At 35.4% G+C, this 26,425-nt stretch carries 34 protein-coding genes, 1 tRNA gene and 1 pseudogene; 19 read left to right on the top strand and 17 right to left on the bottom strand.

Annotated features, from left to right (window positions below):
* Window positions 1-77 precede the first annotated feature (77 nt).
* Both METBO_RS10040 and METBO_RS10035 read right to left on the bottom strand, forming a co-directional pair.
* A complete protein-coding gene (locus METBO_RS10040; RefSeq protein ID WP_013645603.1) occupies window positions 78-1,265 on the bottom strand; it encodes an NAD(P)/FAD-dependent oxidoreductase in 1,188 nt (395 codons plus the stop codon).
* 24 nt (window positions 1,266-1,289) lie between these two features.
* The gene (locus tag METBO_RS10035; RefSeq protein ID WP_013645602.1) at window positions 1,290-1,457 is read right to left on the bottom strand and encodes a 4Fe-4S binding protein; all 168 of its coding nucleotides are present in this window, start codon (window positions 1,455-1,457) and stop codon (window positions 1,290-1,292) included.
* A gap of 377 nt (window positions 1,458-1,834) precedes the next feature.
* Here METBO_RS10035 and METBO_RS10030 point away from each other — a divergent pair, with 377 nt between their 5' ends.
* From METBO_RS10030 to METBO_RS10005, 7 genes and pseudogenes are all read left to right on the top strand, one after another.
* Window positions 1,835-3,250, top strand: coding sequence for a peptide MFS transporter (locus tag METBO_RS10030; RefSeq protein ID WP_013645601.1), 1,416 nt, complete (start codon window positions 1,835-1,837; stop codon window positions 3,248-3,250).
* 190 nt (window positions 3,251-3,440) lie between these two features.
* Window positions 3,441-3,821, top strand: a complete 381-nt coding sequence (locus METBO_RS10025) for a carbonic anhydrase (protein ID WP_013645600.1) — start codon at window positions 3,441-3,443, stop codon at window positions 3,819-3,821.
* Window positions 3,822-4,046: 225 nt separating this feature from the next.
* Entirely contained in the window at window positions 4,047-4,439 is a 393-nt protein-coding gene (locus tag METBO_RS10020) for a DUF2085 domain-containing protein (protein WP_013645599.1), read from the top strand.
* Window positions 4,440-4,466: 27 nt separating this feature from the next.
* Window positions 4,467-4,547: pseudogene (locus METBO_RS14130) on the top strand (zinc-ribbon domain-containing protein); the annotation flags it as partial.
* A 3-nt stretch (window positions 4,548-4,550) separates the two neighbouring features.
* A complete protein-coding gene (locus METBO_RS13330; protein ID WP_265101210.1) occupies window positions 4,551-5,099 on the top strand; it encodes an Ltp family lipoprotein in 549 nt (182 codons plus the stop codon).
* A 408-nt stretch (window positions 5,100-5,507) separates the two neighbouring features.
* Complete coding sequence (locus METBO_RS10010; protein WP_013645597.1) at window positions 5,508-5,735, top strand: hypothetical protein; 228 nt, start codon at window positions 5,508-5,510, stop codon at window positions 5,733-5,735.
* A 64-nt stretch (window positions 5,736-5,799) separates the two neighbouring features.
* Complete coding sequence (locus METBO_RS10005; RefSeq protein ID WP_013645596.1) at window positions 5,800-6,159, top strand: zinc ribbon domain-containing protein; 360 nt, start codon at window positions 5,800-5,802, stop codon at window positions 6,157-6,159.
* A gap of 15 nt (window positions 6,160-6,174) precedes the next feature.
* On the opposite strand, the gene METBO_RS10000 is transcribed toward METBO_RS10005, so the two are convergent.
* The 4 genes from METBO_RS10000 to METBO_RS09985 all read right to left on the bottom strand — a co-directional run bounded on the left by METBO_RS10000 (window position 6,175) and on the right by METBO_RS09985 (window position 8,895).
* Complete coding sequence (locus METBO_RS10000; protein WP_013645595.1) at window positions 6,175-6,369, bottom strand: TIGR04165 family Cys-rich peptide; 195 nt, start codon at window positions 6,367-6,369, stop codon at window positions 6,175-6,177.
* 153 nt (window positions 6,370-6,522) lie between these two features.
* The gene (locus METBO_RS09995; RefSeq protein ID WP_013645594.1) at window positions 6,523-7,659 is read right to left on the bottom strand and encodes a TIGR04083 family peptide-modifying radical SAM enzyme; all 1,137 of its coding nucleotides are present in this window, start codon (window positions 7,657-7,659) and stop codon (window positions 6,523-6,525) included.
* A 60-nt stretch (window positions 7,660-7,719) separates the two neighbouring features.
* Window positions 7,720-8,136, bottom strand: a complete 417-nt coding sequence (locus METBO_RS09990) for a hypothetical protein (protein ID WP_013645593.1) — start codon at window positions 8,134-8,136, stop codon at window positions 7,720-7,722.
* Between the two features lie 441 nt (window positions 8,137-8,577).
* Window positions 8,578-8,895 carry a DUF2769 domain-containing protein gene (locus METBO_RS09985; protein ID WP_013645592.1) on the bottom strand — a complete coding sequence of 106 codons (318 nt, stop codon included), beginning with the start codon at window positions 8,893-8,895 and terminating at the stop codon, window positions 8,578-8,580.
* Window positions 8,896-9,070: 175 nt separating this feature from the next.
* Between METBO_RS09985 and METBO_RS09980 the strand changes: the two genes are divergently transcribed.
* Window positions 9,071-9,156 (top strand) — tRNA-Ser (locus METBO_RS09980).
* Between the two features lie 264 nt (window positions 9,157-9,420).
* On the top strand, window positions 9,421-9,768 hold the full coding sequence (locus METBO_RS09975; protein ID WP_013645591.1) for a PepSY domain-containing protein: 348 nt from the start codon (window positions 9,421-9,423) through the stop codon (window positions 9,766-9,768).
* Window positions 9,769-9,851: 83 nt separating this feature from the next.
* Here the strand turns inward: METBO_RS09975 and METBO_RS09970 are convergent, their stop codons facing one another.
* The 4 genes from METBO_RS09970 to METBO_RS13970 form a co-directional block, all read right to left on the bottom strand.
* Window positions 9,852-10,205: a hypothetical protein gene (locus METBO_RS09970; RefSeq protein WP_013645590.1), complete on the bottom strand. Its 354-nt coding sequence runs from the start codon at window positions 10,203-10,205 to the stop codon at window positions 9,852-9,854.
* Between the two features lie 14 nt (window positions 10,206-10,219).
* Window positions 10,220-10,507: a winged helix-turn-helix domain-containing protein gene (locus tag METBO_RS09965; protein ID WP_013645589.1), complete on the bottom strand. Its 288-nt coding sequence runs from the start codon at window positions 10,505-10,507 to the stop codon at window positions 10,220-10,222.
* 101 nt (window positions 10,508-10,608) lie between these two features.
* Window positions 10,609-11,295: a hypothetical protein gene (locus METBO_RS09960; RefSeq protein WP_013645588.1), complete on the bottom strand. Its 687-nt coding sequence runs from the start codon at window positions 11,293-11,295 to the stop codon at window positions 10,609-10,611.
* A 4-nt stretch (window positions 11,296-11,299) separates the two neighbouring features.
* A complete protein-coding gene (locus METBO_RS13970) occupies window positions 11,300-11,449 on the bottom strand; it encodes a hypothetical protein (RefSeq protein ID WP_227717221.1) in 150 nt (49 codons plus the stop codon).
* Window positions 11,450-11,937: 488 nt separating this feature from the next.
* Between METBO_RS13970 and METBO_RS09950 the strand changes: the two genes are divergently transcribed.
* Window positions 11,938-12,231 carry a hypothetical protein gene (locus METBO_RS09950; protein WP_013645586.1) on the top strand — a complete coding sequence of 98 codons (294 nt, stop codon included), beginning with the start codon at window positions 11,938-11,940 and terminating at the stop codon, window positions 12,229-12,231.
* 183 nt (window positions 12,232-12,414) lie between these two features.
* Here the strand turns inward: METBO_RS09950 and METBO_RS09945 are convergent, their stop codons facing one another.
* The 4 genes from METBO_RS09945 to METBO_RS09930 form a co-directional block, all read right to left on the bottom strand.
* The gene (locus METBO_RS09945; RefSeq protein ID WP_013645585.1) at window positions 12,415-14,109 is read right to left on the bottom strand and encodes an MFS transporter; all 1,695 of its coding nucleotides are present in this window, start codon (window positions 14,107-14,109) and stop codon (window positions 12,415-12,417) included.
* A 25-nt stretch (window positions 14,110-14,134) separates the two neighbouring features.
* On the bottom strand, window positions 14,135-14,656 hold the full coding sequence (locus tag METBO_RS09940) for a PadR family transcriptional regulator (protein WP_013645584.1): 522 nt from the start codon (window positions 14,654-14,656) through the stop codon (window positions 14,135-14,137).
* A 275-nt stretch (window positions 14,657-14,931) separates the two neighbouring features.
* Window positions 14,932-15,270 carry a hypothetical protein gene (locus tag METBO_RS09935; protein ID WP_013645583.1) on the bottom strand — a complete coding sequence of 113 codons (339 nt, stop codon included), beginning with the start codon at window positions 15,268-15,270 and terminating at the stop codon, window positions 14,932-14,934.
* An 83-nt stretch (window positions 15,271-15,353) separates the two neighbouring features.
* Complete coding sequence (locus tag METBO_RS09930; protein WP_013645582.1) at window positions 15,354-15,635, bottom strand: ArsR/SmtB family transcription factor; 282 nt, start codon at window positions 15,633-15,635, stop codon at window positions 15,354-15,356.
* A 447-nt stretch (window positions 15,636-16,082) separates the two neighbouring features.
* Between METBO_RS09930 and METBO_RS09925 the strand changes: the two genes are divergently transcribed.
* Window positions 16,083-16,397, top strand: a complete 315-nt coding sequence (locus METBO_RS09925) for a hypothetical protein (protein ID WP_013645580.1) — start codon at window positions 16,083-16,085, stop codon at window positions 16,395-16,397.
* A gap of 118 nt (window positions 16,398-16,515) precedes the next feature.
* Entirely contained in the window at window positions 16,516-17,289 is a 774-nt protein-coding gene (locus tag METBO_RS09920; RefSeq protein WP_013645579.1) for an alpha/beta fold hydrolase, read from the top strand.
* Here the strand turns inward: METBO_RS09920 and METBO_RS09915 are convergent.
* On the bottom strand, window positions 17,282-18,592 hold the full coding sequence (locus METBO_RS09915) for an L-cysteine desulfidase family protein (protein ID WP_013645578.1): 1,311 nt from the start codon (window positions 18,590-18,592) through the stop codon (window positions 17,282-17,284). The genes METBO_RS09920 and METBO_RS09915 overlap by 8 nt on opposite strands.
* Before the next feature lie 173 nt (window positions 18,593-18,765).
* On the opposite strand from METBO_RS09915, the gene METBO_RS09910 reads away from it, so the two are divergent.
* From METBO_RS09910 to METBO_RS09900, 3 genes are all read left to right on the top strand, one after another.
* Window positions 18,766-19,422: a nitroreductase family protein gene (locus tag METBO_RS09910; RefSeq protein ID WP_013645577.1), complete on the top strand. Its 657-nt coding sequence runs from the start codon at window positions 18,766-18,768 to the stop codon at window positions 19,420-19,422.
* Window positions 19,423-19,451: 29 nt separating this feature from the next.
* Entirely contained in the window at window positions 19,452-20,021 is a 570-nt protein-coding gene (locus METBO_RS09905) for a flavin reductase family protein (protein ID WP_013645576.1), read from the top strand.
* 345 nt (window positions 20,022-20,366) lie between these two features.
* Window positions 20,367-20,999 (top strand): exopolysaccharide biosynthesis protein, encoded by a 633-nt coding sequence (locus METBO_RS09900; RefSeq protein ID WP_013645575.1) that lies wholly within the window; start codon window positions 20,367-20,369, stop codon window positions 20,997-20,999.
* Window positions 21,000-21,073: 74 nt separating this feature from the next.
* On the opposite strand, the gene METBO_RS09895 is transcribed toward METBO_RS09900, so the two are convergent.
* Window positions 21,074-21,514 carry a hypothetical protein gene (locus METBO_RS09895; protein ID WP_013645574.1) on the bottom strand — a complete coding sequence of 147 codons (441 nt, stop codon included), beginning with the start codon at window positions 21,512-21,514 and terminating at the stop codon, window positions 21,074-21,076.
* Window positions 21,515-21,793: 279 nt separating this feature from the next.
* On the opposite strand from METBO_RS09895, the gene METBO_RS09890 reads away from it, so the two are divergent.
* The 3 genes from METBO_RS09890 to METBO_RS09880 all read left to right on the top strand — a co-directional run bounded on the left by METBO_RS09890 (window position 21,794) and on the right by METBO_RS09880 (window position 24,552).
* A complete protein-coding gene (locus METBO_RS09890; RefSeq protein WP_013645573.1) occupies window positions 21,794-22,462 on the top strand; it encodes a DUF998 domain-containing protein in 669 nt (222 codons plus the stop codon).
* Between the two features lie 184 nt (window positions 22,463-22,646).
* The gene (locus METBO_RS09885; RefSeq protein ID WP_013645572.1) at window positions 22,647-23,591 is read left to right on the top strand and encodes a prenyltransferase; all 945 of its coding nucleotides are present in this window, start codon (window positions 22,647-22,649) and stop codon (window positions 23,589-23,591) included.
* A 37-nt stretch (window positions 23,592-23,628) separates the two neighbouring features.
* Complete coding sequence (locus METBO_RS09880; RefSeq protein WP_013645571.1) at window positions 23,629-24,552, top strand: prenyltransferase; 924 nt, start codon at window positions 23,629-23,631, stop codon at window positions 24,550-24,552.
* Window positions 24,553-24,813: 261 nt separating this feature from the next.
* Here METBO_RS09880 and METBO_RS09875 read toward each other — a convergent pair whose 3' ends face one another.
* Window positions 24,814-25,191 (bottom strand): Ada metal-binding domain-containing protein, encoded by a 378-nt coding sequence (locus METBO_RS09875; protein WP_013645570.1) that lies wholly within the window; start codon window positions 25,189-25,191, stop codon window positions 24,814-24,816.
* A 674-nt stretch (window positions 25,192-25,865) separates the two neighbouring features.
* Between METBO_RS09875 and METBO_RS09870 the strand changes: the two genes are divergently transcribed.
* A complete protein-coding gene (locus METBO_RS09870; protein ID WP_013645569.1) occupies window positions 25,866-26,423 on the top strand; it encodes a hypothetical protein in 558 nt (185 codons plus the stop codon).
* Window positions 26,424-26,425: the final 2 nt, after the last annotated feature.

Raw genomic sequence — 26,425 nt, 5'->3', positions numbered from 1 at the left:
AGTTATTTGTATAAAAAAGTAAAATCTTAAAAAAATGAATAATTTAAATTTAAAATAAGAAATAAGGGAAATTTTAATTAGAAAAGTTTTCCCAGTTTGAGCAGAGCCTTTGGTGAAACTTTTATGAGGAGCTTCACGAGTTCGGATGTGCTTATCTTCTCAAATTCGTAGTCTTGGAATGCTTCAGCAATTGAATCCAGTTCCTCATCTGAAAGGCTTAACATGTACTCCTTGGTTTTGAAGTACTTGTTGAAGGAATCTCCAATTTCCTCTTTACATATCTTTTCGTATTCTTTCAACCTTTTCTTGGAACAGTCTCCTTCTTTAATGGCTTCAGCTGCTACTTCACCGGCGTACTTACCTGCTTCAAGTGCTGTGATAATTCCTCCACCTGTGAGGGGGTTTACATGTCCTGCTGCATCTCCAACTATCATGACGTTGTCTTCAACCAGGTCCTTGAGCATTCCTCCAACTGGGTCTCCGCCTATGTTTAGTTCAACTGCCTGTGCATTTTGGGTAGCTGGACAGTTTTCAACAAATTCAAGGAGGTGCTGGTAGGCAGATTTATCTGTTACTGTGTTGACAATTCCAAGACCCACATTTGCTATGTCGCCACCCTTAGGGAATATCCATGCGTACCCTCCAGGTGCAACACTTCCAAAGTAGAATTCGATGCAGTCAGGGTCTTCCATTTCAACTCCTGCCATTTCAAACTGAATTCCAGATTCCATGTTTTTAGGTTTGACAACAGTTTTAAGTCCTCCCCATCTTCCAACACGGGATTCTGGACCGTCTGCTCCAACAACGATCTTGGCTTTGATCTCGAAGTCTTCTCCCATATTTTCACAGCTGACTATGTAGCCGTTGCTGTCCTTTCTCATGCCCCTTGCAAGGGTTTTGATCATGATGGTTGCACCGGCCCTTGCAGCGTCCATTGCCATGAACTTGTCGAAGACCTTTCTCTCCAATATGTAACCAGCCTCTGGAAGTTTGACCTGGTCATCGTTTAACCATACATCGGTACCGTTTGGGCTGACGAGTCTAACTCCGCTTAGTTCCTTGGTAACCCACCTGCTGCTGGGTTCGATTCCAAGTTTTTTCAATCCTTCCTTGGAAACTCCTTCTGCACATCGTTTTGGTGCTCCAATTTCTGATTTTTTATCCATAAGTATAACTTTTGCACCGTTTTGTGCTGCGTATTTAGCAGTGGATGATCCTGCTGGACCTGCTCCAATAACAAGAACGTCTGTCTCTATTAACTTCATAAGTATACATCTCCAGTAAAAATTTTAGTCTTCTTTGTCCAAAGCGTTAATAGGACACACACTTACACATATCCTACAGTCTTTGCATCCTTCTTCGTTAAAAATTAAACTTGTCTCACGGACTTCTATTAATGCACGAGGACAAACTCCTGCACATTCCCCGCAGTACATGCACCATTCCTTAACTATCATGTTTGATTACACCTACATTATTATTTTATAAATTTATCAAGCATTTTTTTTGAATTCTTATAATATATTATGTATCTACCAATAAGTACCAACATTATTTTTAGAAATCAAAGCTCTTTAAATTAAAGTTAAAAATTTTTTTATATATTATTTAACCTCTTTTAGCATAAAGGTTACCCTAGTTCAGGGGCATATTCAGATTTTTCTGATAAATTTTAATCTATTTTCATCCAATTTTTAGTTATACTAATTCGCACTAATCCTATGATTGATAATAACAAGTTTTATATATCTTAAATTTTCCATTATAACTTAACAATTAGTTTTACCAATATTGGGGTCAGATTTAGGAAGATTTTTCATAGGAGTATTATATAATGTTTAAACAGCATCCGAAGGGATTGTACCTGCTTTTTACCACTGAGATGTGGGAAAGATTTAGTTACTACGGTATGAGGGCAATACTCTCACTGTACATGATAAAGGCTTTGTTTTACAGCACAGCATTCACATCCAGCATATACGGATACTACACTGGACTGGTTTATCTGACACCTTTAATTGGGGGTTACATCGCAGACAGGTACTGGGGTAACAGAAAATCAATAATCACAGGTGGTTTTTTAATGGCTATGGGCCAGTTTTCACTTGCCCTGAGCAGCTACCTTTACACACCCCAGGCTGCTGGTACAGTTAACAGTTTCTTTGTTTTTAACCCTCAAACTGAATTCTTCTTGATTGGTTTGTTTTTACTGGTTTTTGGTAATGGATTTTTCAAACCCAACATATCATCCATGGTAGGGTTTCTCTACTCTGAAAATGATGGAAGAAGGGATTCTGCATTCACCATATTCTACATGGGAATCAACCTCGGAGCACTGATATCTCCACTTTTAATAGGAGGATTTGCAGATACAGGCGATCCAACCAACTTCATGTACGGTTTTTTAATCGCAGGAATAGGAATGTTATTTGGATTGGTGGTATTTATACTGGGAAAGAACAGATTTTTAGTGGATCCAGAGGGAAGATCAGTTGGTGTGATTCCAAACCACAAATACGATCCAGAGGACTGTGCCAAGTCAGAGGGCACACTCACATGGGTGGAAAAACAGAGGATACTGGTCATATTTATCCTTGCATTTTTCGGAATATTCTTCTGGGCAGCCTTTGAACAGGCAGGAGTGTCGTTAACCTTCCTGGCAGAGCAACACGTTGATCGTGTGGTAACAGCCCTTAACTTCAGCATACCTGCAGCATGGTTCCAATCTGTAAACCCACTTGCAATACTCCTCTTTGCACCAATCTTTGCAGCATTATGGCTTAAACTAAAGGATATGGGAAAAGAACCATCAATACCACTTAAAATGGCAATGGGACTGCTACTACTATCCTCGGGATTCATGCTCCTGGTGTTTGCAACAGGATCCCTGGATCATGGGGCCACAAGCATCAGCCCACTCTGGCTAATAGCAGTTTACGTACTCTTTACCTTTGGAGAACTGTGCATCTCACCAATAGGCCTGTCAATGGTCACAAAACTTTCACCTAAAAAGTTCACATGCCTGCTCATGGGTGTATGGTTTTTAACGAGTGCAGTTGCAAACATACTGGCAGGACAGATAAGCACACTCTACCCAGATCCATCGCTACCCACACCCTACTTACTTGGAATGCCCATCAACAGCTTCACATCATTCTTCATGATATTTGTGGTGATGTCACTCATAGCAGCTGTATTACTGTTCCTAATCAGAAAAAGACTCGAAACCATGATGCACGGGATAAGATAAGTTTAAAATTTAATTTTCCTTCCTTCTTTTTTTTCTTAATTTACAGAATACTATTCTAGCAATATTAGGCAAGTATTATCAATATATCTCTCTATGCTTACTTGAAATGGTTAACTATATTAGGCTAATATTTCATAACATGTTAAAATTGTTCGATCATAATTGATCATACATATTGGAGTAATGTGCTATGAAAACCGAATTTGTAACCTGTCTTAACTGTATCGACGGTAGAGTCCAACTACCTGTAATCAACTGGATACTAGAAAATTACGACGTTAAATACGTGGACATGATAACTGCACCAGGAATAAATGGTTTACTTTCAAATAGAAATAATGATGTGAGTGATATTCTTGAAAAGGTAACGTTTTCTAATGAAGGCCATTCAACAGAACTTATATTTGTTGTGGGACATCATGACTGCCTAGCAAATCCTATGGATGATGAAACACATAATAAACAAATAATTGAATCAGTGGAGCGTATTAAGGAATTGTACTCTGCTTGTGATGTAGTAGGATTATGGGTTGATGATGATTTCAATGTCCAAATAGTTTGTGAGCTTTAATTTCTATAATGACTCATGTTCGTTGTTTTATTTTTGATAGAACCACATATTTTTTTTAGATATTTTTAAAATAGAAATCTTGTTTTGTTTAATGGTGCGATGGGAATTATTATTCCATTACAGTCATAAAATAAATGGTTAAAAAAATCATTTTAATAAACAGTTTCTATTTTGTTTTAATAGTTAACTTTTAAGCTATCTAATTATCTGATATTAATTGGGGGGATGGAACTGTCATTTTTAAAATCTTGGAAGAGCAAAATCAGTGTAAACAATACCTTTGATTACAATATTTTCACAAAATTTCTATGTCACCGTATTCCAGAACGAACATTTAACATACGCGGATATTATTTCCCAGTATGTTCAAGGTGCACAGGATTTTATTTGGCTGGTTCTTTGTACTTCATTCTAGCTTATTTTCTTTATATTCCATACACCATCCCGATTATTATATTAGCTAGTTTAATGTTGATCCCCACTTTTTTTGATGGTTTTACTCAATTATTAGGATTGAGAGAAAGTAACAATGTTTTAAGATTTTTTACGGGTTTAATGGGTGGTGTTGGCCTAGCTATTTTGCTCAAAGCTATTAAATGGGCAATTGTAATGGGTTAATATTTTTTTTTCAAAGTCAGGGGAGGAATGATAAGAATGACAAAAATTTGTCCAAAATGTAAAACAGAAAATAGTGATAATGCGGATTTTTGCCAGAATTGCGGTACAGAATTGAAAGGATCTACAGATGCAGTAAACTCTAATGAAACATCTGGAAATGGAGTAATAGGTTTCTGGAATAAACAAAGTTCAAGAGGTAAACTTGGTATTGGTATAGGTGGTATTTGTTGTATAGGATTAATTTTAATTATTGCAATATCTGCATTTATGGCACCAGATGCTACAACTACCACTACAAATCTTAATAATACTCCTACATCTCCTTCTACACCATCTACAGATACCTCAACTAATAGTTCAGGTACAAGTGTAACTGCGGGTCAAGAACAAGCAGCAAAAATGGCTCAAAGCTACTTAAATACCATGGCGTTTTCACGATCTGGATTAATTAAACAGCTCAAATATGAAGGATTTACACAACAGGAAGCTGAATACGGAGTAGATCAAACTAATGCTGACTGGAATGCGCAAGCAGCAAAAATGGCTCAAAGCTACTTAGATAGCCAGTCATTTTCACGATCTGGATTAATTGAACAGCTCGAATTTGAAGGATTTACACGCCAGCAAGCGGAATATGGAGTCCAGGCCACGGGATTGTAATATATAAAACGTCTGCCTGATAATGGCATTACTTTTAGTTAATCGTTCAGCAATCAAACTTGTAAAAATCAAATAAAGGAGGTGAACAAGAGATAATTATGATACCAATCAAAAAGAAGATAAATAACAAATAGCATCTTTAATAAGCTTAGTTCTCTTATTCACAACAAAATAAAGCATATTCGCATTTGGTATCGGTGTTTGTTGTGTTGGTCTTTTAATACTTTTTGCTATAGGTTAAATGGTTACACCAGATAAAAATACTGCAACTACTCAAACTAACAATACAACAGCCACTAACCAACCACAGACTACTATACTTGCTGTGACTTGGCATAGTGTGCTAATTTCACAGGAAGCGGTGATAAAAATACTCCATCATTTACAACAAAAGTAAATAAGTTTAAAGTGGTTATAAATGCTTCAGCCAGTAACCCACAATATGCAGTTATGAGCTTCTTTGCCTATCCTGAAGGTGAAACAAAAAGTTATGTTGGTTCTGGAGACATGGGCACTTTCAGCCAATCCAGTCAGAGTGATGAATTTGAAGTTACAGCTAGTCCTGGAAATTATTATCTGAGCGTGATAGCAGCAAATCTAAACAAATGGCATGTTGAAGTGTTTAATTATTACTGATCTTCTTTTTTTTATTTTTTTTAAAGAAAATCAGTGACAAGATTTGAAAATTTAGGAGCTAGTAATGATAAAAATCAGAAAATGTAACATAATTCAGGATGAAAAAGGAGCTTTTTTTGTTTTTGGCCCATTGTGGTTTGTGATATTAGTAATGATTGTGGGATTTATTGCTACGTTAATAAAAAATAATAATGGAAAGAATAATCCTGAAAAAGTCTATGATTACAACCCCAATCAAATAGTAAATCCTTTAAAATCAAGGAATATATGTCCTAAATGTGGTCAAAATAATAGTAAGTCTGCTAAATTTTGTAACAAATGTGGAAGCAATTTGTTACCAAAAAACAAATCTTGCTCAAAATGTGGGAGTATAAATCAAACAAATGCTAACTTCTGTCAGGATTGTGGAAACAGATTGGAATAGTTAACATGAGCAAATTTAATCTGTGCCCGTCTTGTCTTTTTTTTTATCCTGTTCTTCATCGTCTTTACTCACAAATACATAGCCACACTTGCTGCAGGTAAGTGAACCTGTTTTTGCATGAGCATGAAATTCTGAATCAAGATCCCTTTTCAATGTTTTGTCTTTACAGCCGCACTTTGGACATTTTTCATTCAGTTTACCTAGATTCATGTTATCACATCTCCTGTTACTATTAGGTATGTCTGAACATCTATTTTTCTTTGATCAAATTTTATGTAGATATTTCAAAACAAGATAATATATTGGATCTTATACTTTCAAGTAAAGCTAAAATTCCTGTTAAACAAAAGATTTTCAGTACTTTTATCTGGATTCTTTGAGCATGAGGTCCATGATACTGTACTTGGTGGTTTTTGAGGGCTTGGAATTTCCCATGAGTGAACCTGACAGCATTTCCTTGGTGGCCTTGTCTGTAATTTCTTTGAATATTCTTTTATAAGCTGTGCAGTGTGGATCAACGGCTTCAACCTTGGCATCTGTTATTGCCAGGGCATTGTATGGACATCCTCCCCTGCAGAACTTTACGTAGTTACATCTCTTACAGTCTGTATCTACGAAGTCTTTAAATTCCATCAAGAGTTGCCATGGTTTGGACTCTGCAAGATCATCCAGACTTGGATCGTCATGAACATTTCCCATTACGTAATCGGGCATTCCAACAAATCTGTAGCAGGGATAGATACTTCCATCGGGGCCTATGGCAAAGGTGTCACCCATACAGTCTACAAAGGTGCATACAGTACCCCTTCTTCTGAAAACGCTCTTTGCAAGGTTGTCAATATTCATTATTTCGACTTCATCCATTTTGTCCAGGTACTCTTCAAGTAGGTAAACCAGAAGTTCTCCATAATCCTCGGGGGACAGTGCCCATTCATCAGGATTATCATCCCTCATGGATGGTAGGGATGGGTGCAGTTTGAGTGTCAGATCATTTTCAAGGAAGTAGTTTAAAATCTCTTCCTTGTGTTTGATTGAATGGGATGTGAATGTGCAGATAAAACTAACCTTTAAGTTATGTGCCTTGGCAATTTTATAGCCTTGCATGGTTTTCTGGTAGTAACCCTCACCCCTTTGATAGTCGTTTAACTCTTCAGGTCCATCTATACTTGAACCGATTGGGATGTTGTAGGTACTGAAGAGTTCTGCAAGGTCATCTGTCATGTTCCAAAGGTTGGTCTGAATTGCAAGGGCTGGTTTTAAATGGTCAAGTTCTGTTTTGATGAGTGGGAGTGCTGTTTGAAAAAATTCTAAACCCGCAAGCAAAGGTTCTCCACCATGGAACGTCACTGTCACACTATCTTCACGAAGGGTTTTAAGCCAGTTAACTGTTTGTTTCAATGTATCAATACTCATAAGCTCGGAACCTTCCTCAGAACTCCAACAGTAACCGCAGTTAGATGGACATCCAAGGGTGGGTACAAGCATAACATGAAAAACCATACACAAACACCTTTTTAATTGTAAAAAATTTTTCTTATATCCTAGAATGCATTGAAGAAATTATTTTTTAGATTCCTTTCCAGAATCTTCATGGGATTTATCTGCATCGGTTCGTTTTAAAAACCTTCCAAACAATCCTTGACCAGATTTTGTGTCTGAACCTGTGTTTTTAAGTTCTGCAAGCTCCTTTTGTGAAGCTTGGTACTTATCCTTCAGATCTTCGTGGTCAGCCAACAATTTCTGATACTTGGTTTTAAGTTCTCCAATATTCTTCGGGGCAGGATGATTTATGGATTCTAAATCTGCAAGCTTCGCTTTTAAAACTTTCAGCATCTTTTTTTGCTCTGAAACTGTGGAAATAAGGTTTCTGTTGGTGTACTTCAATTCAAGATTTTTAGTTTCAATGGTTTTCAAGTCGCTTTCAAGTTTAGCTATAATCTCATCCTTTTCATAATCTAAAATTTCAATCAGCCCCAATCATAAATTCAATCCTAAAAAATTCAAATCTCAATCAAAGAAATTTAATCAATAAAAATTCTATGAATATTTAAAATTAATATATTTTTTCATTTGAACATTAAAATTAAAGTTGAGCAGGGAATTGTTAGGTTTAAAACCCATAGTAACCCTGCAAATATAGAAATCGAAAGGTATCTATTGTTGTAATACGCGCCTCCTTTCAGACTCTAAATTTAGGTTACTACTTTCTCAATATAAATAGTTACGATCAAAGGCTGGATCACAATGGTTATATGAAGTTATTTTACACTTTTACAGGAAATATTAAAGATGCTCCACCTTCAATAGAAATTAAATTGTCCCAAATAAATTGGTTTACAAACTAGTTAATCCAATTTTCATGACTAAAAAATACAAATAGCTGTGCAAGTTAAAGTTTAGCTTTGATCATATCTTAATTTAGGGTTTGAACTTTCCATTTTCACAGAAGTATCTGTTGTTTTCAAATTTATCCAGGGAAAATTCCATCCAAACAGGGCATTCATCACATTTACATATTTCATGTGTGTCAAGGTCCTGACAAACAGCTTTTCCAGTTGAACAGTAAAGTCCTGGAACCTTGTCTGGACCCATCATCATTGGACTGTCAAGGTCCTGATTTTTAATTAAAAGCATCAACTTTTGCCTGTCCTTCACACACTCACTTCTTTTTTGCACATCACATACACTACATAGACATCGCTTGATATTTTCCATGCTGAATTCAATTTGCTGCATTTCAAACTCCTCCGATTATTGATAATTTTTTAGGTATGGAACAACTGTGTTCAGCTGTTATTTATGAAGTCCGCAGAACAAATTTTTTTTGATGAAGATTTTTTTTTATATCCCTGAAAACTAAATTGTTATATTGGAGTAAATTCCAATTAGAGATATTGTCAATAAAAATACTGCCGGGATAGTCTAGTCAGGTAAGGCGCAGGATTCGAAATCCTGTTGAACGTACGTTCGTCCTGGGTTCAAATCCCAGTCCCGGCGTTCAATCTAAAAAGGTTTGGCAGTTAAATATATAGCTATTAATTCACATTTTCATGAACATATTCCTGTTTTTAACTTTTCTCAAATTGTTCACAACTTTCCCCTAAAATCTGGGGGATACCAGTCGAATTTGGATATTTTTTTATATTTTGAAGTAAAAGAGTAGTATCATGAATTGATTTTAGTTATTGAAACTTGGAATCTTCCAAGTTCTATGGTTTTAAAAAACTTTTTGAGAAACAATGGATTAAATGGGGGAATGGGATGGGATTTAACTCGAAAAATTTGGTTGTAGTGGTTTTTTTGGTGGCTGTTTTAGTTGCTGTTAGTGGTTGTACATCCAACACCAACATGACCAACAACTCAACGAACAACACTAACAACGTGGTTGTAAACAACAGTACAGGGCACAACACAACTAATTATATCAGCGCCTCAAAGGCCAAGGAAATAGCTCAACAGTACACAGCTATGGGAGTTACATTGGGTGAACCAACTTTAACCACTTACAATGGTGTTAAGGTTTGGAAGGTTCCTGTGAACACTGTGGGTACAGAGGAGCATGTGGATTTCATTTATATAAATGCTGTATCAGGTAAGAAGGTTCAGTAAAAATAAATATTTCTTAAATTAGTTTACCTGACTTTTTTCAGCAATATCCACTTTTTTTTAATTTTTTTTCGTTAATCTCACATTTATATCCATGTAGTTTTTAGTAGAACCAGCAAGGCACCAAATTCTATTATGCTCAAACTCAGGACTGGGAATCCCATTCCTGCACCGTGGAATCCTTCTCTAGCTAGTAAGAAGAACATGAACAGAATGTTTTGGACTATGAGTAGTGTTGCAAATATGATGAGGCCCAATGTGAATTGAGATTTCAGCTTTCTGTAACTTGTTACGTAAGTGAAGAGCAAAATCAACAACAATCCTATGTTCGCTGCACAAACTACTGCTGCAAATATTGCTAAGCTTGGATCGTCTAGAGGGGGTCTTTCTGCTCCGCTCCTATTAAAACTGCCATTTTCTGGAGGTCCATTAATATCCATACATAATCACCTTATTATTTTTCTTCAGTTTCATGCCAAATACTCTGGAAAAGTTCATAATTTTCTTCCATTGATGATGAAAGGAAGTACATGGTTCCATATTTTTCTCCAGATGTTGTTATTACGTTGTTATCTTCCAAGACTTTTATATGATGCCTTACAGTTTTATAATCCAGATCTAATTTTTCGGCCAGCTGATGGGCATTGTAAGGCCTTTCATTTAGAAGGCTTAAAATCCTTGCTCGATTTATTCCTCCCTTAGTACCAGCTATAAGCCACCAAAGTATTTTTTTCATAGGCATCACCAAATAGTCAATGGGTTATTAAACCATTACAAAACTAAGTTTTTATAATGGAATGGGATATACTTATCGTTTTTGTATGATTATACTGGTGATTGTTCCTACTTAGATGGTTTGACTTTTTTAGGTTTTTGCATAGATCCAAATATTTTAAACATTCTTTTCAATGGTTTTCTGTAGATGTGCATGTGGATCAAAACAGCAATAACCATTAAAATGGATATTTCAGCATGCCAATAATCAATACTTGGATTTAACGCGGTTTTTATTCCCAAGTTAATTAGAAGCAAGAGTAATGCTCCTGTAAAACCTGTACCTACAAAACCCGCTGTTAAAAACAGGTTCCATATGCGCCGATGCTTCTTTTGACTTAATATTCCCCTGGAAAATAGGAAATGTGTGAATAGGTAAATTCCTATGATAATTAAACTTAAGGGTATCACATTGAAATCCGCACCATCTGAAAAGGTAGTACCATCACCTCCATTGTTGGAGTCTAAGTTAACAGTGGAATTTGAATCGTCAGAGCTGTTATTAGTTGATGAACTGCTGTCTGTTGTTCCGCTGTTGGTGGTTGTTGAGGTTATTGTCTGTGAAAGATCACAGATTCCATCTCCATTTAAATCTGTGTATCGTGGGCACTGGCCAGGATATGGATCGTTAACCAATCCATACGGACAGCCAGCAGCACAAGAACCTGACATGGTGGCCACCGCAATTGCTGGAACTGTTAAAGCTGCATTTACCACCTTTTTATTCTTTAAAATATTGTATAACTGTTGCTTCATCTTCTTAAACTCCCACATTTAGATTTAACATTTTTTTTGTGGAATTCCAGTATGTGTGGATGTGGAACAGCCCTACAAGTATCATGGTAATACCAAATTCAACATGCCAGTAAAGTAACTGGCCATTCACTGGAGAGGTTAATCCCAGATCCATCAAGATCACCAGGAAAAACCCTCCCAAACCTGAAACTAGAAATGTTAACAGGATTGCAAGGTTCCAAATACTAATATGAACTCTTTTTTTAATTAAATTCTTTTTATAACATGTGTAAGTAACTAGATAACCGATAATTACGGGAATTGATGGTATAAATGTTTCATAACCTATCTAAAACCCTCCTTTAATACTTTATTTAATTTATTTTTTTCGTCAAACTACTTTGTATTATAATATGATTTGGCTATAACAAAAGTAGTTTTTCCAGATTTACACCCAATTTTCACCCAAACTCTAGGGTGATCCCGAGTTTTTAAAAAATAGTGGAGAAAGATTTAAACTGGTTTTAAGCTCTTAAATTGATTATCTGAATTTCACTGAAACCAGCAACCCCGTTTATGTTGAATCAAAAACTTGAAATGGAATCTGGTGCAAAAATAATAATTAATCATAGAAAAAAATGACGATCCAGGGAGGTTTTAAAGTTGGTGGAAGTTCAAATATTGGAATTTGGATATTCGTTAGAAAAGGGTAGGCACTTCATAAGATTTTTAGTGACTGGTTTAAAAGACAAGGATATCGAAAAGATAGGGGGAATAGTGGGTCAGATTCCTGAAGGCAGCTTCAAACGATTCCAAACATGGAACACTGACACAGGACTAGAGATATATGAACTATTCCCAGCCAAGGAATATCCATTTAATAAGGAAATACCTTCGCCCGAAGAATTCAAAGCAGTAGAAAAGAATGTTCAAGGATTCTTAGCACGGTTCAATTAAAACATAAACATCGACCATTTTAGGGTTGGAAAATCCTTTAATAGAATTTTCTTACTGAGTTTGCGAAATAATTTTTTTTTTTAAATTGGATATTACAATCTCAATCCTTTTTTCATCAAAAAAAGATTCGAAAAAGAATGGATCAATCTTAGATCAAAAATATTGTCCTAAGATTTGATACATTTACTTTCCCTTGGATTTCTCTAAATTTTCAACCTTGACTCCATCATTTTCATGGCTGTACTTATCTCCCCTAAGTGCGGATAGTACTGCGGCTGTTCCTGTTAACAATGCACCTACATAGAAAGAAATTTGTAAAGATGGCATGAAAGCAGTTGCAAATGTTGTTGGGAACCATGTGGTACCTGTTAACGTGCTTAAAGTTGCTGGGGGAATATTTGCAACTGCAGGTGCTGGTAAACTTGCCAATATGGAACCTATTGGATTGTATCCTAGGAGTGCTGAAAATAATGCGGATGTTGCAGGGATATTGTTTAAAAGCGGTGCTAAGTTAGAGGCCCCTATACTCACCAGTGAAGATGTCATTTCAGCGGGGAATCTTTGAGTTATGCCAACAATGAGCACTGTAAAGAACAGACCCATACTAACTGTGAAACCTGTGTTCATGAGGGTGTAGATCATTCCAGAAGCAACACCCCTTTCGTTTGGAGGTACAGATTTCATTATGGATGCATTGTTGGGCGAACCAAATATTCCATTACCCACACCCATGAAGAACACCAACAAACCAAACTCCCAATAATTGAAGTTGTATGGCAATGCTGCTAACAAGAGGAAGGTTATGGTACAGACAACCATGCCTGTGGTGGCTATTAAACGAGATCCATACTTATCAGATAAAATTCCTGATATTGGCCCCATTATACTCATTCCAATTGTTAATGGCAGTATGTAAATACCGGCCCAAAATGGGGTGGATTCGTAACTGTAACCATGCAGTGGTAACCATATTCCCTGAAGTAATATTATAAGCAGGAACATCATTCCACCACGTCCCAATGCACTTAACAATCCTGCTAAGTTACCATATCTGAACATTCGTATTTTAAAGAGATCGAAACGGAACATGGGATCTTCAACTCTCTGTTCAACGAATGGGAATGATATTAATGCCAAAACACCTAGTATCATACTTATTATTACCCATGGATTGCTCCAACCCATTGGATCTGAGCCGTAGGGCAGCAGCCCATATGTTATTCCTATGAGTAGGAGAGTGATTCCTAATATGAATGTGGCATTACCCCAAATATCAATTTTGGTTTTAACAGACTTTAGGGACACTTCTTTTAATTTGTAATAGGATAAAAATGTTCCTATGACTCCAAATGGCACACTTACAAGGAATACATATCTCCAGTTTAATATTGCTAGAATTCCTCCTAGAACCAAACCTATGAAGGATCCGCTCATGGCAGCCACAGTGTTTATGCCCAGGGCCTTTCCAAGTTCATTGGATGGAAACACGTCCGTTAGTATAGCTGCACTGTTTGCCATAAATAATGCTGCTCCAACGGCCTGTATCATTCTGAAGGCTATGATTTCCAGAGCACCGGCGTCTCCAGTTGATGGGGTTAAACTCAGCAGTACTGAAGCAGCAGTGAATATTAGGAATCCTAAACGGAACATTTTGACTCTGCCGTGAATATCTGAAAGCCGACCGAAACTCAGAAGTAGGGTGGCAGTAAGTAGCGAGTATCCCATTATCATCCATAATAAGTATTGAAATGAATTCAGTGGATTGATCTGTATCCCATTGAAAATTGCGGGAAGGGCAATGAGCATGATGCTCATGTTGATGCTTCCTATGAGTGAAGCAACAACGACAGTTAACATTACGATCCATTTGTTCTCCATAAAAAACCTCCCATCACCTATAAAATTATTCAAGAGATTTTTCAAGTTCTATTAGCATTTTACTCATTTTACTAATGGATTCTTTCTTACTCTGTAATTTTTCAGGTTTAATATCACTTAAAAATCTAATATAACTTTCAATTTCATTTAATGCCGTGTCCACCATTATCGTTCCACGGTTCATTGGTTCATTCAATGAATGGTGTAGATGACCAGAAATTTTTTCGAGAGTGTAACTGCCCTTTTCTGTCAGTTCATACTTGTTATCTTCTCTTTTTACTATGAGGCCCTTTGAAACCAATTTCTTTAACAATGGATAAATTGCGCCCGATGATGGTTTTAATGAACTGCAAATTTCTTCAGCATTTTCATCATGTGAATGTCGGTTTAGCACCTTGTTTACTTGTATACGGTGCCTTTCAATGGAATCCATAATTTCTGTCCCATTTTTTGGACCCTTATCAAGGACGTGAAGAACCATGAACTTGAGGCCGCCTAACTTTTCCAACTCCCTCAATTTTTCAAGAACATCAACTAAGTTAATCATAGTGATCTTTCATGTATAACATGCTATATATATCTTACTACCTACATAGTTGAAAACAGATATTTTACTTTAAAATTAAAATTTAAGCATTATTAAAGTTTTATTTTAAAATAATTTTTAATCTTTATCTAAAATAAGATAAAATATTATATAAAAAACTCGGGTGTAGAAAATCAATGGATTTAAAAAAATGAACATTTGTTTGCTTCAAAAACAGATAAAAATCCTAAAAAGTGAATATAATGGTTTGAGGAGTGAATTTAACACTCCTCCTTTTATTCCTTGGTGATCTTGTAGAGAATGCTCAGGGCAATGAGCTGCACCAGATTCACAAATAAAAATCCTATGTGTGGCCTGTCTAGATCGTAACTCGGAACATTGTACGGAATATGGGGAAGCAGAAGTGGTAAAGCCGAGGCAAAGGTTATGGCAATATTTTGTAAGAGCAGGAATGATGCAAAGTACAAGAGGCCTATGGTAAATTTTGACTTGATCTCCTTGTAGGTTTTCCAATAGGCATAGAGTAAACCAAACAATAAAATAACGTTAGCTGTTCCAATTGCTACCGATGTGTATAACAACAGCACAGTGGCCGGTCCAAAATCTGAAAACATATTATATTTCTCCTTTTTTTTAGTTAGGACAGCTAATTAAAGATTTATCCAAAACATGATGATCATAAATCTCCATGCTCTCCTCATTCTTTCAGTTCATTCCATAGGTCTTCAAAAATATCGTAATTTTCTTCCATTCCAGTGGTTAGGAAGTATAGTTCCCCATATTTATTTTTCCCTGATGAAGTAATGATATTGTTCTCTTCCAACAGTTTAAGATGATGACGAACAGTTTTATAATTTAAATTAAGAGATTCCGATAGTTGATGAGCATTTTGAGGCCTTTTTTTGAGTGCCATAACTAACCTGGCCCTGTTAGGTCCTCCAGATGTTCCTGCAAATACCCACCAAATAAGTTTCCTCATCACTACTCCCTTCCAAACAATATTATCACCTAAGTACTTATAATTATAATTGATAAACATATTAACATAATATTATTATAAGGTGAATTAATGAGTACTAGCGCAATAGTGGCCATAATAGCAGTTACAATAATGGTAGTTTACATATTAGTCAAATACTGGAGATTATACAACAAATCCAAACCAAAATAGGAAAACTAAAGATTATCCTCAGGTTACATAAACACCAAACAAGTCGTTCACAGCAAATCGACGTTGTAATACACATTTCTTTTTTTGCGCCTCAAGGGTGCATCAATTTTTCTCGGTATTAAACCATAATATACTCTGTAATAAGTGATTCAACCAATTTAAAGGGACGCTCGAGATAGTGGTAATGGATAACTTAACAGGTTACTAACCATAAATTAATATTTCGTAGAAACCATAGTATTACTGGGTGATTCCTTGAACAAACTAGAATTTTCATTAGAAAATTATGAGAAATGTAAATGCATAAAATGTCCTGTTCAAATATGTAGCACTTGTACAGTAGAAAAACAACAAGAAATTGATCCCAAAATTGAAGCAAAGGGGACTGATTCAGATTCTGTAAATGTTCCCGGAATGTACTGTGTAACTGGAAGATCGAGCTGTGGCGATCTAAACACTAAAGAAATATGTCAGTGCTACCGATGCCAATTTTGGACAGAGTACGATCTACTTCATGGAGAACCAATGAGATACTTCTGCAGCAAAGGAGTGTCCAAACCAAAAAAATAATTCACACTTCCCACGCCCTATCAAACCCTTAAAATCTTCTAAATAATGAATAGGGAAAATATGGGGACAGTGTACTTAATATTGAAATTTTTTACCACAAGGAAAATGAGAAATCCTCATGAGCTATATAAACAGCCACTATGCACAGATATACTACAACACCCATGGTAAAGGGGATCCCACCATATTTTTACATGGACTCTCAGATTCTTCCCAATTTTTCAAACCCCTAAAAAACAATATAACAGGTATAAAAGCAATTCAACCAGATTTAAGAGGTCATGGTGAATCAGATCATGATGTCGATATTTCAATGGAACTTCTAACAGAAGATCTAATAAACCTGCTCAACGAACTCCATATTAAAAGGGCAAATATCCTGGGATTTTCACTTGGATCGTTAATTGCCCAGAATTTCGCACTAGAATTCCCAGAACATGTTAAATCACTCATAATATGTTCAGGATACAGTAAGTGCGGCCATGAACTATCTGAAACCTTTAAAAAACTGGAAGATCTAACCAGCCAGGGAGGAGTACCTGCATTTTTTGATGAAATGATCAAACTCGTGTACACAAAGGATTACCTTTTAAAACACAGAGAAATCTATGGATTTAAAGACATGGCAGTACAAACAAATTCTAAAGCTGCTGTTTTAAAATCCCTAAGCATCTGCAGAACTTTTGATGTGGAATCCCGGTTGTCTGAGATCAATGTTCCAACCCTCATAATGTACGGTTCAGAAGATATTCTGGTACCTCCTGAAAGTTCCCAGAAGATGCATTGTAAACTAACTCATTCCAGGATACTAAGTTTTCCAATGGGTCATAACTTCTTTTTACAGGAAAATATTAAAAAAATAGCTGTGGAAATCCAAAAATTTCTTATTTAGAATCAGATTCTAGATCTGCCTTCTGTTTGTTGGATTTGTCCATCATTATTTCAAGGATGATCTTGTCTGCCTCAGCCATACCTACCTGACCTATCTTGCAGAAATTCTTTATGGTATCTTCAGGATCTTCCTCCACTATACCATCAGTTGATTGGATGTGCTGACCTTCCATCACACAGATAACAGACTGTATAGCAGCCGTGGTGCACGTTGCAACTTTAAGGGCACAGCCTGCCTTTGCACCATCACAGATAATTCCAGTTACATTTCCAAGAATATTCTGCAGGGCAGATTTTATCTGGTCGTTGTTTCCACCCATTAAATAGGTTATTCCACAACAAGATCCTGCAGATGCTACTGTAGCTCCGCATAGTGCAGATAAACGTCCTAAACTAGATTTTATGTAGATGGTAATGAGGTTACTTAGAGCAACAGCTCTGATTAAAGTTTCTTCATCAGCATGGACATATGCGCCAAACACCACAACAGGTGTGGTTGCACTAATACCTTGATTACCACTTCCTGAATTGGTCATAACAGGCAGATTACAACCTGCCATCCTGGCATCTGATCCTGAAGCAGTCAATGCAACGGCATGATTACAGATATCGTTGCCAAAGATATCGCCACCAATATTAGTCTGGATATTTTTACCCACCTTGATTCCGTAACAGTTATTTATTCCCTCCAAACTGATCTTAGAGTTTAAATCAATGGATTGTTTGATCAAACCTAACTTATCAGTATCAACCTCGGTTACAAACCTTAAAATTTCATCCAGGGTTAAATCTTCAAACATGCTGGCATCGTTTTTCATGGGTTTAACCGAGTTTTTTACGTCTAATTTTTTACCATCAACCTCTACCAGTACGAGGTTGTCATGAAAATCTTCCACAACAGCTTTGGAAATGGATCTGTCAGTTTGAACAGTGACTTCAACGTACAATTTTTTTGGTGTGTCTGCAAGTTCAACAGTTATCAATCCATCTTCAACCATTTTTTTTGCTGCATCCACTTCTTCTACTTTAATATCCTCTAAAACTTCCATATTTATTTCAGATGCACCAATGTACATTCCCAGTGCTGCAGCGAGGTTGATTCCACAATCATCTGTTCCAGGGATCTTCACAGAGAATGCATTTTTCACGATGTTACGTGATGCTTTAACATTCACAGCTTCGATACTACCCTTTGAATGTTTCTTTGCATGGGCTGCTGCAATCACTATTGCAATGGGTTCTGTACAGCCCATGGCAACCACAAGTTCCCTGTTTAATATCTCAAAAAATTGTTCTTCCAACATGACAATCAACTCAAAAACTCAAAATAAACCCTTTATAATAATTAATGTAAAAGTGTAAACATATAACTTTTGTGGTAAATGATTTACCAAAAACTAATAAAAAGATTAAAAACATAAGAAATTTGATACTGTTCATAGTTAATAAGCTATTTTGGAAACTTTGGAGGATTATTATGGCGGATTCCGTTGATAATCAATGTAAAACTTTAGATGAAATATTAGAATCAAGACGTACTGTTAGAAATTTCAGCAAAGAAATTCCCACGAGGGAAACAGTTGAACAAATACTCAGATCAGGATTACAGGCACCCTATGCTGCACAGGCAGTTGGTGAATCAACAGTGTTCAGGAGATTTTTCGTATTTGAAAATGGAACAGAATCCATGAAAACTGCAGAGAAACTCATGAGAAACAAGGCTGAAGAAGGTTTAAACCATTTTAAAGGAATTTTAAAAGAACAGCCAATGTTAAAACAGAGAGTTGGAAATTTCATGGAAAGACTTCAACTATTTGTGGACAATGGAGTTATAGGAGTTGGAACAGCACCTTACTTCATAGTGGTAGCAGAGTTGAGGGGAATACCACCTGTGGAACAAGAATCCATAGCGCACTGCATGGAAAATATGTGGCTTAAAGCAACAGAACTGGGCCTGGGATTCCAAATCGTATCCTTAACCAGCCAAATGTCAGAAAACCAAGAATTCTTAGACTTGCTTGGAATACCATTGGGGCCCTACGAAATAAATGGATGTGCAATAGGCTACCCTGCAACAGAAATGTCAAAGGTGGTACGTCCAGATATAAAGGAAGTCAGCCAGTGGATTGATTAAAAAAAGATATAGAAATGGGGGATGAGTTCATGAAAAAATCTTTAGGAGCTAAAACCATAGTGTACCCAACACCGGTTTTCATAGTTGGGACCTATGATGAAAATGAAGAACCAGATGTTATGGCAGCAGCATGGGGAGGTATTTCATGTTCAAATCCACCCTGTGTATCAATATCTCTACAAAAACATAGGTACACCCTTAAAAATATAAATGAAAGGAAGGCTTTCACCATAAGCATACCATCAGAGGGGTACGTTTCTGAGGCAGATTACTTTGGAATTGTATCTGGAAAGGATGAAAACAAATTTGAAAAAACAGGACTGACACCAGTCAAATCAGAACTTGTTGATGCTCCATACGTTGAAGAATTTCCCCTGGTGCTCGAATGTAAAGCCATAAACACCTTGGATCTCGGAATGCATGTCCAGATAACAGGCGAGATTTTAGATGTGAAACTCGATGAAAGTGCAGCAACAGACACTGGAAAACCTGACATCGAAAAGATCAAACCATTCACCTACGATCCAGCGGCAATATCCTATCGTGCCATTGGAAAAAACCTTGGAAAAGCATTTAACCTCGGAATGAAATTCAAATAAATTTCAGAGTTTTTAGGGTGGAAAGGTTAAGAAAATAAGGTTTTTCATCCTATTTTTTTATATTAAATACTATTTTTTTTAATTAAATTTCTTAATGGTGCTTGTGAGTTTACTATATCTTGTTGGGAATGTTTGGTGCTGATATTCTCAAAAATTTATTATTTCACTTCAACCAAAGAACATATATTCTATGAAAACTATCCCAATATCTTGGATGTAATTCAATTAAATTTTAAATCAGGTTCAGATTCTAAATTTAACTTCAATTTGAAAGAGTTTTAATAGTAATCTGATTAAATCTGATTAAATTGTTTTAACATTCTTTAATTCACACAGGAATCAAACATGTCTAAAGAATCAACCACAGAATCAACTTCTAAAATTATTTCCGGAGTATCTGAACAGATACCAGAGGATGGAGTTAATTTCAGAGAGTTTTTGGATCTTATTGGTGAACAGGGAGGTTTAATATCCTGTTTAATTCTTGTTGCACCTTTTTTACTACCTGTGTCTATTCCTGGAAGCAGTTTACCATTTGGATTGGCTATAATACTCATAAACATTGCAATACTTACCAAAACCCATCCATTAATCCCTAAAATGGTCATGGAATATAGGATATCTCAAAGTACCATGGTAAGTCTTTTAAACGGTATGAACCGTATTTTGAAGGGGCTTGAAAAGTTTGTAAAACCCAGATTGAACATCGTAACCCGACCTTACATGGATCAGATAAACAACGTCTTCATGATCTTCTGTGCATTTCTACTCATGCTGCCACTGCCTGTGCCCCTCACAGATTTTCTACCTGCATACAGCATACTATTTTTAACACTGGGTTCTGTGGAAAATGATGGGTACATGGTAATAGCAGGTTATTTAATGGCTTTAGTAACAGCAATCTACTTCCTCTTAATAGCATTACTGGGAATATCAGGAATTAAAGCTTTGCTATCAATTTTAGGGATCAATCTCTGATGTTATGTTTGATGGAATCAACAGAGTTTAACAAGGTTTTAGTAAGTATTTAAAAAAATAATGGAAATGAAGTGTTAAAATGAATAGCTCGTACTGACTACTCCTGCATCAGCTGTTGTACTTTGTGTAGCTACAACCTTTCCAGTTTTATCCAGTATTTCAACGGTTAATGTTCCGGTATTTGGAGTTATAGTACCATTTTGACTTACTTCATTAGAGTTATCTTTTTGGAAAGTTACTGCTACGACTCCAGGATCATCAGTTAACTGGAATGTTTGACTTCCTGAACCATCAACTGATCTACTTCCAGAATTATCAGCAATATTTCCCGTCCATGCACCATTTCCAGTAACTTTAACAGCAGGAGCCCCGGAATAAGTTGCAGCTTGACCATTGCTTTGGTTGGACTGTCCATTTGAACTGGAATTTGAATTGTTACTTGTACAACCACTTGCAAACACAACTAACAATACAATTCCTAAAATTCCTAAAATTCCAAAATTAATTTTTTTCAATAAATTCCCCCCAAGAATTTAATGATAATTTTATTAGCTTTTAGTATTAAAATTTTATTATTTAATCATGGATTTTGTATGAAAATATAAATGTAATTGCAAAACTCCTAGAAAAATAACCCTTTCCTATAAACTAAATTCAGAAACTGAGAAAAAGTACTACATGGTACTTAAATTTTTCACAATCATAACCCAAATCTGCATTTACTACTCCTGACAAATATTATACCATAATTACAAGAAAATGATCAAGGTTCATTCAATTGAGGGGGAATCACTATGAAATTTCAACGGGGAAGTATTTTTAGGCCAGAAAAGGATTATTATAAATATGCTGGAACTGTTTTGATTGTGGCTACAATTCAATTTTTCTTAGCAATCACCTTAGCTGAAACTCAGTTTCCAGGATACAGTGTTTCTAAAAATTCATTAAGCTACCTTGGGGGATCAATCCCACTCGTAGAACCATCAGCAATGATATTTAATGTGAGTGTTATACTCTTTGGACTTTTAGGTATTCTGGCAGTTTACCTAATTCTTAAAAGTGGAGGTTGCCGTCTTTTCTCAATTTGCCTTCTAATATCATCATTGGGTGCTGTTGGAGTAGGTTTATTTCCAGAGTACACTGGTTCAACCCACCTGTTTTTCGCACTCACAACATTCCTATTTGGAAGCTTAGCAACCATATTCAGCTACAGACTGGGACTTAACATTCCAATGGTTATAATTTCACTGGTACTTGGAATAGGATCCCTCCTAACAATAATACTCCTTTTAGTGTTAGGGTCAACTCCAGCTTCCAACCCTCTAATAGCATATTTAGGTGTTGGAGGCAATGAAAGATTCATTGCATATCCCATCATACTTTATTTAACCGCACTTGGAGGTTACTTAACAAGCAGAGGAAAGGATTGGGTTAGAATAAGATTTACAAACGGGTATTTTTAGGTAAATGGACGAGATACTCATCTTTAACTTTTTTTAAGAACATTACATCAGTCTTACTACTACTACTTCGGAATATTTTTAAAAAAAAATAGTTTGATTAACGAGTGTATCCATATATAATACTACGAGTATCATGCATTGTGGAATTTAGGCTTAACATTTTTTTGGGTGGGGGATAATTGTTTTGTTTAGGGATGTCAGTGTCAAGTCTAGTAATTTAAAGGATTTATTCAAGTTTATTAAGCTTGGTAAACCTCAATTTGCAGTTGGTTTATTTTTTTATTTCAGTCTAGGTGCTTTGCTTGCCCTTTTGCTTGGTGCTGAGTTTAATCTTACAAAATTCATTCTGGGCTTTGTTATTATTTTCTTTTCTACTTGGGCTGTTCATTACCACAACGACTACTACGATTTTGAAGCTGACCACTATGTCACTCCTACGCCTATTTCAGGGGGTAGTGGTGTTTTAATTGAACATCCAGAATGGAAAAAATCTTCCAAGTATATGGCAATTTCTTTGATAAGCATAGCAATACTAGTGTCTGTGGTTTTCACTCTTTTATTTGATTATCCACTAACCTTTATTTTGTTCGTTATTTTTGCCAATATTTTATCATGGTTCTATGCTGCACCTCCATTTAAACTGTCCTATAGGGGACTCGGGGAATTTGGGAATACTGCCATTGGAATATTGTTTCCTGGTTTGGGATTTTTTGCATTGATGGGAACCTTAACCCTTCCATTTTTAGCCTTTGCAATTCCCATGCTTTTTTTACAAATGCTTTTCACCATGAGCGTAGAAATTCCGGATATGGAGGGAGATAAAGCTGGAGGTAAAATGACCTGGATAGCTACTCATGGTCGCAGATTTGGATTCAAAATAATTGCAGTTTCAGGATTATTAACAACCATATCCTTTTTAATTTTGAATTACACCAATTTATTTCCTGACTTTATAGATTTTAGAGTAGTTGCAGCTATCTCATCAATTCCATTAATTTTAGGAATTATTGCGTTAATTAAAAATCCTGAAGATAAATTAACCGCTACAAAATTTTGTATCTACAACTTAGCAGGAATATTTGCGGTGGTAATATTGATTAACATATACTTCATTTCCCTGATAAAGTAATCTTAGATAATATGATAATGATTTAAGGGTTATAATTATGGATATCAACTTGAAAACAGTGATTAATATAATTAAGCTTGGAAGGCCCCAGTATTTGGCTGGAAATTTTCTTGTTTTTACTATGGGTGCACTTTTGGCCGTGATATTAGGTTCTGAATTTGTTTCAAGCAAATTTATTCTAGGGTACTTAATTCTGTTTACAGCCCATCTTTCTGTTCACTACAGTAACGATTACTATGATTTTGAAGTGGATCATTTAACAACTCCCAATTCAATCTCTGGAGGTAGTGGTGTACTAATTCAAAATCCAGAATTAAGGGAGTTTTCGAAATGGTTCGCACTGTTAATCATGGCGATATCCATTTTATTAGCTGCTGCATTCACAGTTATATTTAATTATCCCATCACCTTCTTTTTGTTTCTTTTATTTGGAAATTTATTAGCATGGTTTTATACTGCCCCTCCCATAAAACTTGTATATCGAAGATTGGGGGAAGTTGCAAACATCGTTGCCGTGGTAATATTCCTTGGAGCGGGTTACTTCGCAATGAAGGGAACACTAGATCTAGCTTTCTTTATCTTTGCCATACCCGTGATTTTTCTCCAAATTATTTTTATCAACTGCTTCGAAATTCCAAGTATGGAGGGGGACAAGCTTGGTAACAAGATCACGTGGATAGTTTTAAAGGGCCGTGAATTTGGTTACAGGATCAGCTTGATCTGTGCTTTTTTGGCCACATTTACATTTGTACTAATTCCCTACACTGGACTGTTCCCTTTAAAAATAGATTTTAAAGTATTGGCAGTTATTTCCCTAATTTCAGTAACCATGGGAATAATCACACTCGTAAAAAAACCGTTGGATGAAAAGTCTGCAACGAAATATGCCACGATCTATGTGCTGTTACTGTTTCTAATGTCCCTTTTAATCGATGCATATTTTATCTATCTTTTAATGTGAAATTAAATGAAAATTAACTTGTATTATTTAGAGTTAATAGATTTTAAAGCGTAGAATCTATTAGCTTAATCCAGAGCTACATTTTTTCAAAATTAAGTTAAAACAAGATGGTGGAGATCTAAGAAAAATAATGAATTAGTGATTACCCATCACCTAGTATATACATACAACTATATAAAATAGTAATATTGTTAATTATTTCCAGATACTAAAAAACAAGTTTGAAGATCTAAAATTTAATTTAGATTCTTCAAATCTGTATTAGGGATTGCAAACTTTACAAGGCACATATCCTGAAGATATTGCAGATTCTCTTGAATTGAAAAATATTTTATTACCTTCATTCATCTTTGAAATATATCTACATGATGCAAGATGAAATTTCCCTGTATTTGCATTTCCAATGTAGTTACCTGGACCAGAACTAGATTTGCTAGAACTTGTAGTGTTAACAGACGGTGCTGGTGAAGAAGTGTTTGAAGCTGTTGAAGTATTTGTTGTTTGTGTTGTTACAGGCGTTTGTGTTGTAGTATTTGTATAGCTTTGATTTGAAGTGTTTCCATCGTTACTTGTACAACCAGATATTCCAATTATCCCTACAATCAAAAATAGAACTAGTATGGTTGCTATTTTTTTCAAAAATATCATTCCCCCTAATGATTTTTTTGGATGGATATTAGTTTAGATATTTTATTATTATTTGTTTGTATTCACACAAAAAAGAAAAAATTTATAAACAAAAACTTAATTTTTCAATAAATTACTAATCATTTATCAGAATAATAAGTTTTTTTAGTACTTTAATTTGCTTGAAGTTGGTCTAATTTTCCATGAACTTCATCATACCAATACAAATGTTAATAGGTTATCATTTTAGAATGAGTTCCAATTGGATATTGCAGATAAAAATAAACAATAATATCACGATTAAGAGGAATATAAATAAAAATACTCCAAGAATAGGGACCTGTCCAACTGAGAAATAATTCAATATACGAATTTGAAGGGGAATAAGTATTTTTGACAACAGCTTTCTAATATCTAAGATAATCCTTTCATTTCGTTCATTGATCCTTTAAATCTCATGATAATAATTAAAACCTATTAAATTAGTTATCCAAATTAAAATTACACCTAAAGTTAGTTCTATTTTGTTATTACTAAACTGCTATTTTGAACGGTTTAGTATGCATTAAACGATTTATATAGAAATTCTCTATAAATTCCCTACAAATTCTCTATAGATTCTCAAAAATGATTTAAATACTAGAATTTTTACACTATACGTGTTAAAGTTGGGAGGTGTTTTAGAAATGATAAAAAAATGTGGGATTTTGATGTTGAGTTTACTTGTTTTATTTGTTGTACCTGCAAACGCAGTTCAGATTGGATCGCAAGAAGAAAGTTTCAATTTGAATAGTGACAATGAAATAAAAAACATTGAAATCAAAGATATGTTACTAAACAATAATGAAACTGCAGACATTAACGGAACTGTTACCAATGAAACAACCGATTTAAACAGTACTGTTGGTAATTATACTAACGAAACATTTGTAAATAGTACTGTTGGTAACGATACAAATAGTACAGTGGGTAACGATACGAATAGTACTGTTGATAAAGAGAAATTGAAAGAACAGAAACAAAAACTTAAAGAAAATATAGTCAATACTTTAAACAATGTTGGTGTTATTTCTGGTGTTGTTGGTGGCGTCTTAATGACAATGTCATCAATCTTAATTACAGTTCCAGATCCAACATGGATTACGAAAGTTATTACAGCTGGGTGTATAGTCGGTACTGCGGCTGCTGCTGCTGTTTCCATTGGTTGTGCTATTAGTAGTATATTAGTGCAGTGGTTTATGTAACT

This window comes from Methanobacterium lacus, assembly GCF_000191585.1.
GTDB classification, from domain to species: Archaea; Methanobacteriota; Methanobacteria; order Methanobacteriales; family Methanobacteriaceae; genus Methanobacterium_B; species Methanobacterium_B lacus.
This window is presented reverse-complemented; position numbering and strand designations above follow the sequence as displayed.

Bases quoted from the DNA above. Each gene is read 5' to 3' on its own strand.
- METBO_RS10040 (WP_013645603.1), bottom strand. From the start codon at position 1,265: ATGAAGTTAATAGAGACAGACGTTCTTGTTATTGGAGCAGGTCCAGCA.
- METBO_RS10035 (WP_013645602.1), bottom strand. From the start codon at position 1,457: ATGATAGTTAAGGAATGGTGCATGTACTGCGGGGAATGTGCAGGAGTT.
- METBO_RS10030 (WP_013645601.1), top strand. From the start codon at position 1,835: ATGTTTAAACAGCATCCGAAGGGATTGTACCTGCTTTTTACCACTGAG.
- METBO_RS10025 (WP_013645600.1), top strand. From the start codon at position 3,441: ATGAAAACCGAATTTGTAACCTGTCTTAACTGTATCGACGGTAGAGTC.
- METBO_RS10020 (WP_013645599.1), top strand. From the start codon at position 4,047: ATGGAACTGTCATTTTTAAAATCTTGGAAGAGCAAAATCAGTGTAAAC.
- METBO_RS10005 (WP_013645596.1), top strand. From the start codon at position 5,800: ATGATAAAAATCAGAAAATGTAACATAATTCAGGATGAAAAAGGAGCT.
- METBO_RS10000 (WP_013645595.1), bottom strand. From the start codon at position 6,369: ATGAATCTAGGTAAACTGAATGAAAAATGTCCAAAGTGCGGCTGTAAA.
- METBO_RS09995 (WP_013645594.1), bottom strand. From the start codon at position 7,659: ATGGTTTTTCATGTTATGCTTGTACCCACCCTTGGATGTCCATCTAAC.
- METBO_RS09985 (WP_013645592.1), bottom strand. From the start codon at position 8,895: ATGCAGCAAATTGAATTCAGCATGGAAAATATCAAGCGATGTCTATGT.
- METBO_RS09975 (WP_013645591.1), top strand. From the start codon at position 9,421: ATGGGATTTAACTCGAAAAATTTGGTTGTAGTGGTTTTTTTGGTGGCT.
- METBO_RS09970 (WP_013645590.1), bottom strand. From the start codon at position 10,205: ATGGATATTAATGGACCTCCAGAAAATGGCAGTTTTAATAGGAGCGGA.
- METBO_RS09965 (WP_013645589.1), bottom strand. From the start codon at position 10,507: ATGCCTATGAAAAAAATACTTTGGTGGCTTATAGCTGGTACTAAGGGA.
- METBO_RS09960 (WP_013645588.1), bottom strand. From the start codon at position 11,295: ATGAAGCAACAGTTATACAATATTTTAAAGAATAAAAAGGTGGTAAAT.
- METBO_RS13970 (WP_227717221.1), bottom strand. From the start codon at position 11,449: ATGGATCTGGGATTAACCTCTCCAGTGAATGGCCAGTTACTTTACTGG.
- METBO_RS09945 (WP_013645585.1), bottom strand. From the start codon at position 14,109: ATGGAGAACAAATGGATCGTAATGTTAACTGTCGTTGTTGCTTCACTC.
- METBO_RS09940 (WP_013645584.1), bottom strand. From the start codon at position 14,656: ATGATTAACTTAGTTGATGTTCTTGAAAAATTGAGGGAGTTGGAAAAG.
- METBO_RS09935 (WP_013645583.1), bottom strand. From the start codon at position 15,270: ATGTTTTCAGATTTTGGACCGGCCACTGTGCTGTTGTTATACACATCG.
- METBO_RS09930 (WP_013645582.1), bottom strand. From the start codon at position 15,635: ATGAGGAAACTTATTTGGTGGGTATTTGCAGGAACATCTGGAGGACCT.
- METBO_RS09920 (WP_013645579.1), top strand. From the start codon at position 16,516: ATGAGCTATATAAACAGCCACTATGCACAGATATACTACAACACCCAT.
- METBO_RS09915 (WP_013645578.1), bottom strand. From the start codon at position 18,592: ATGTTGGAAGAACAATTTTTTGAGATATTAAACAGGGAACTTGTGGTT.
- METBO_RS09910 (WP_013645577.1), top strand. From the start codon at position 18,766: ATGGCGGATTCCGTTGATAATCAATGTAAAACTTTAGATGAAATATTA.
- METBO_RS09905 (WP_013645576.1), top strand. From the start codon at position 19,452: ATGAAAAAATCTTTAGGAGCTAAAACCATAGTGTACCCAACACCGGTT.
- METBO_RS09900 (WP_013645575.1), top strand. From the start codon at position 20,367: ATGTCTAAAGAATCAACCACAGAATCAACTTCTAAAATTATTTCCGGA.
- METBO_RS09890 (WP_013645573.1), top strand. From the start codon at position 21,794: ATGAAATTTCAACGGGGAAGTATTTTTAGGCCAGAAAAGGATTATTAT.
- METBO_RS09880 (WP_013645571.1), top strand. From the start codon at position 23,629: ATGGATATCAACTTGAAAACAGTGATTAATATAATTAAGCTTGGAAGG.
- METBO_RS09870 (WP_013645569.1), top strand. From the start codon at position 25,866: ATGATAAAAAAATGTGGGATTTTGATGTTGAGTTTACTTGTTTTATTT.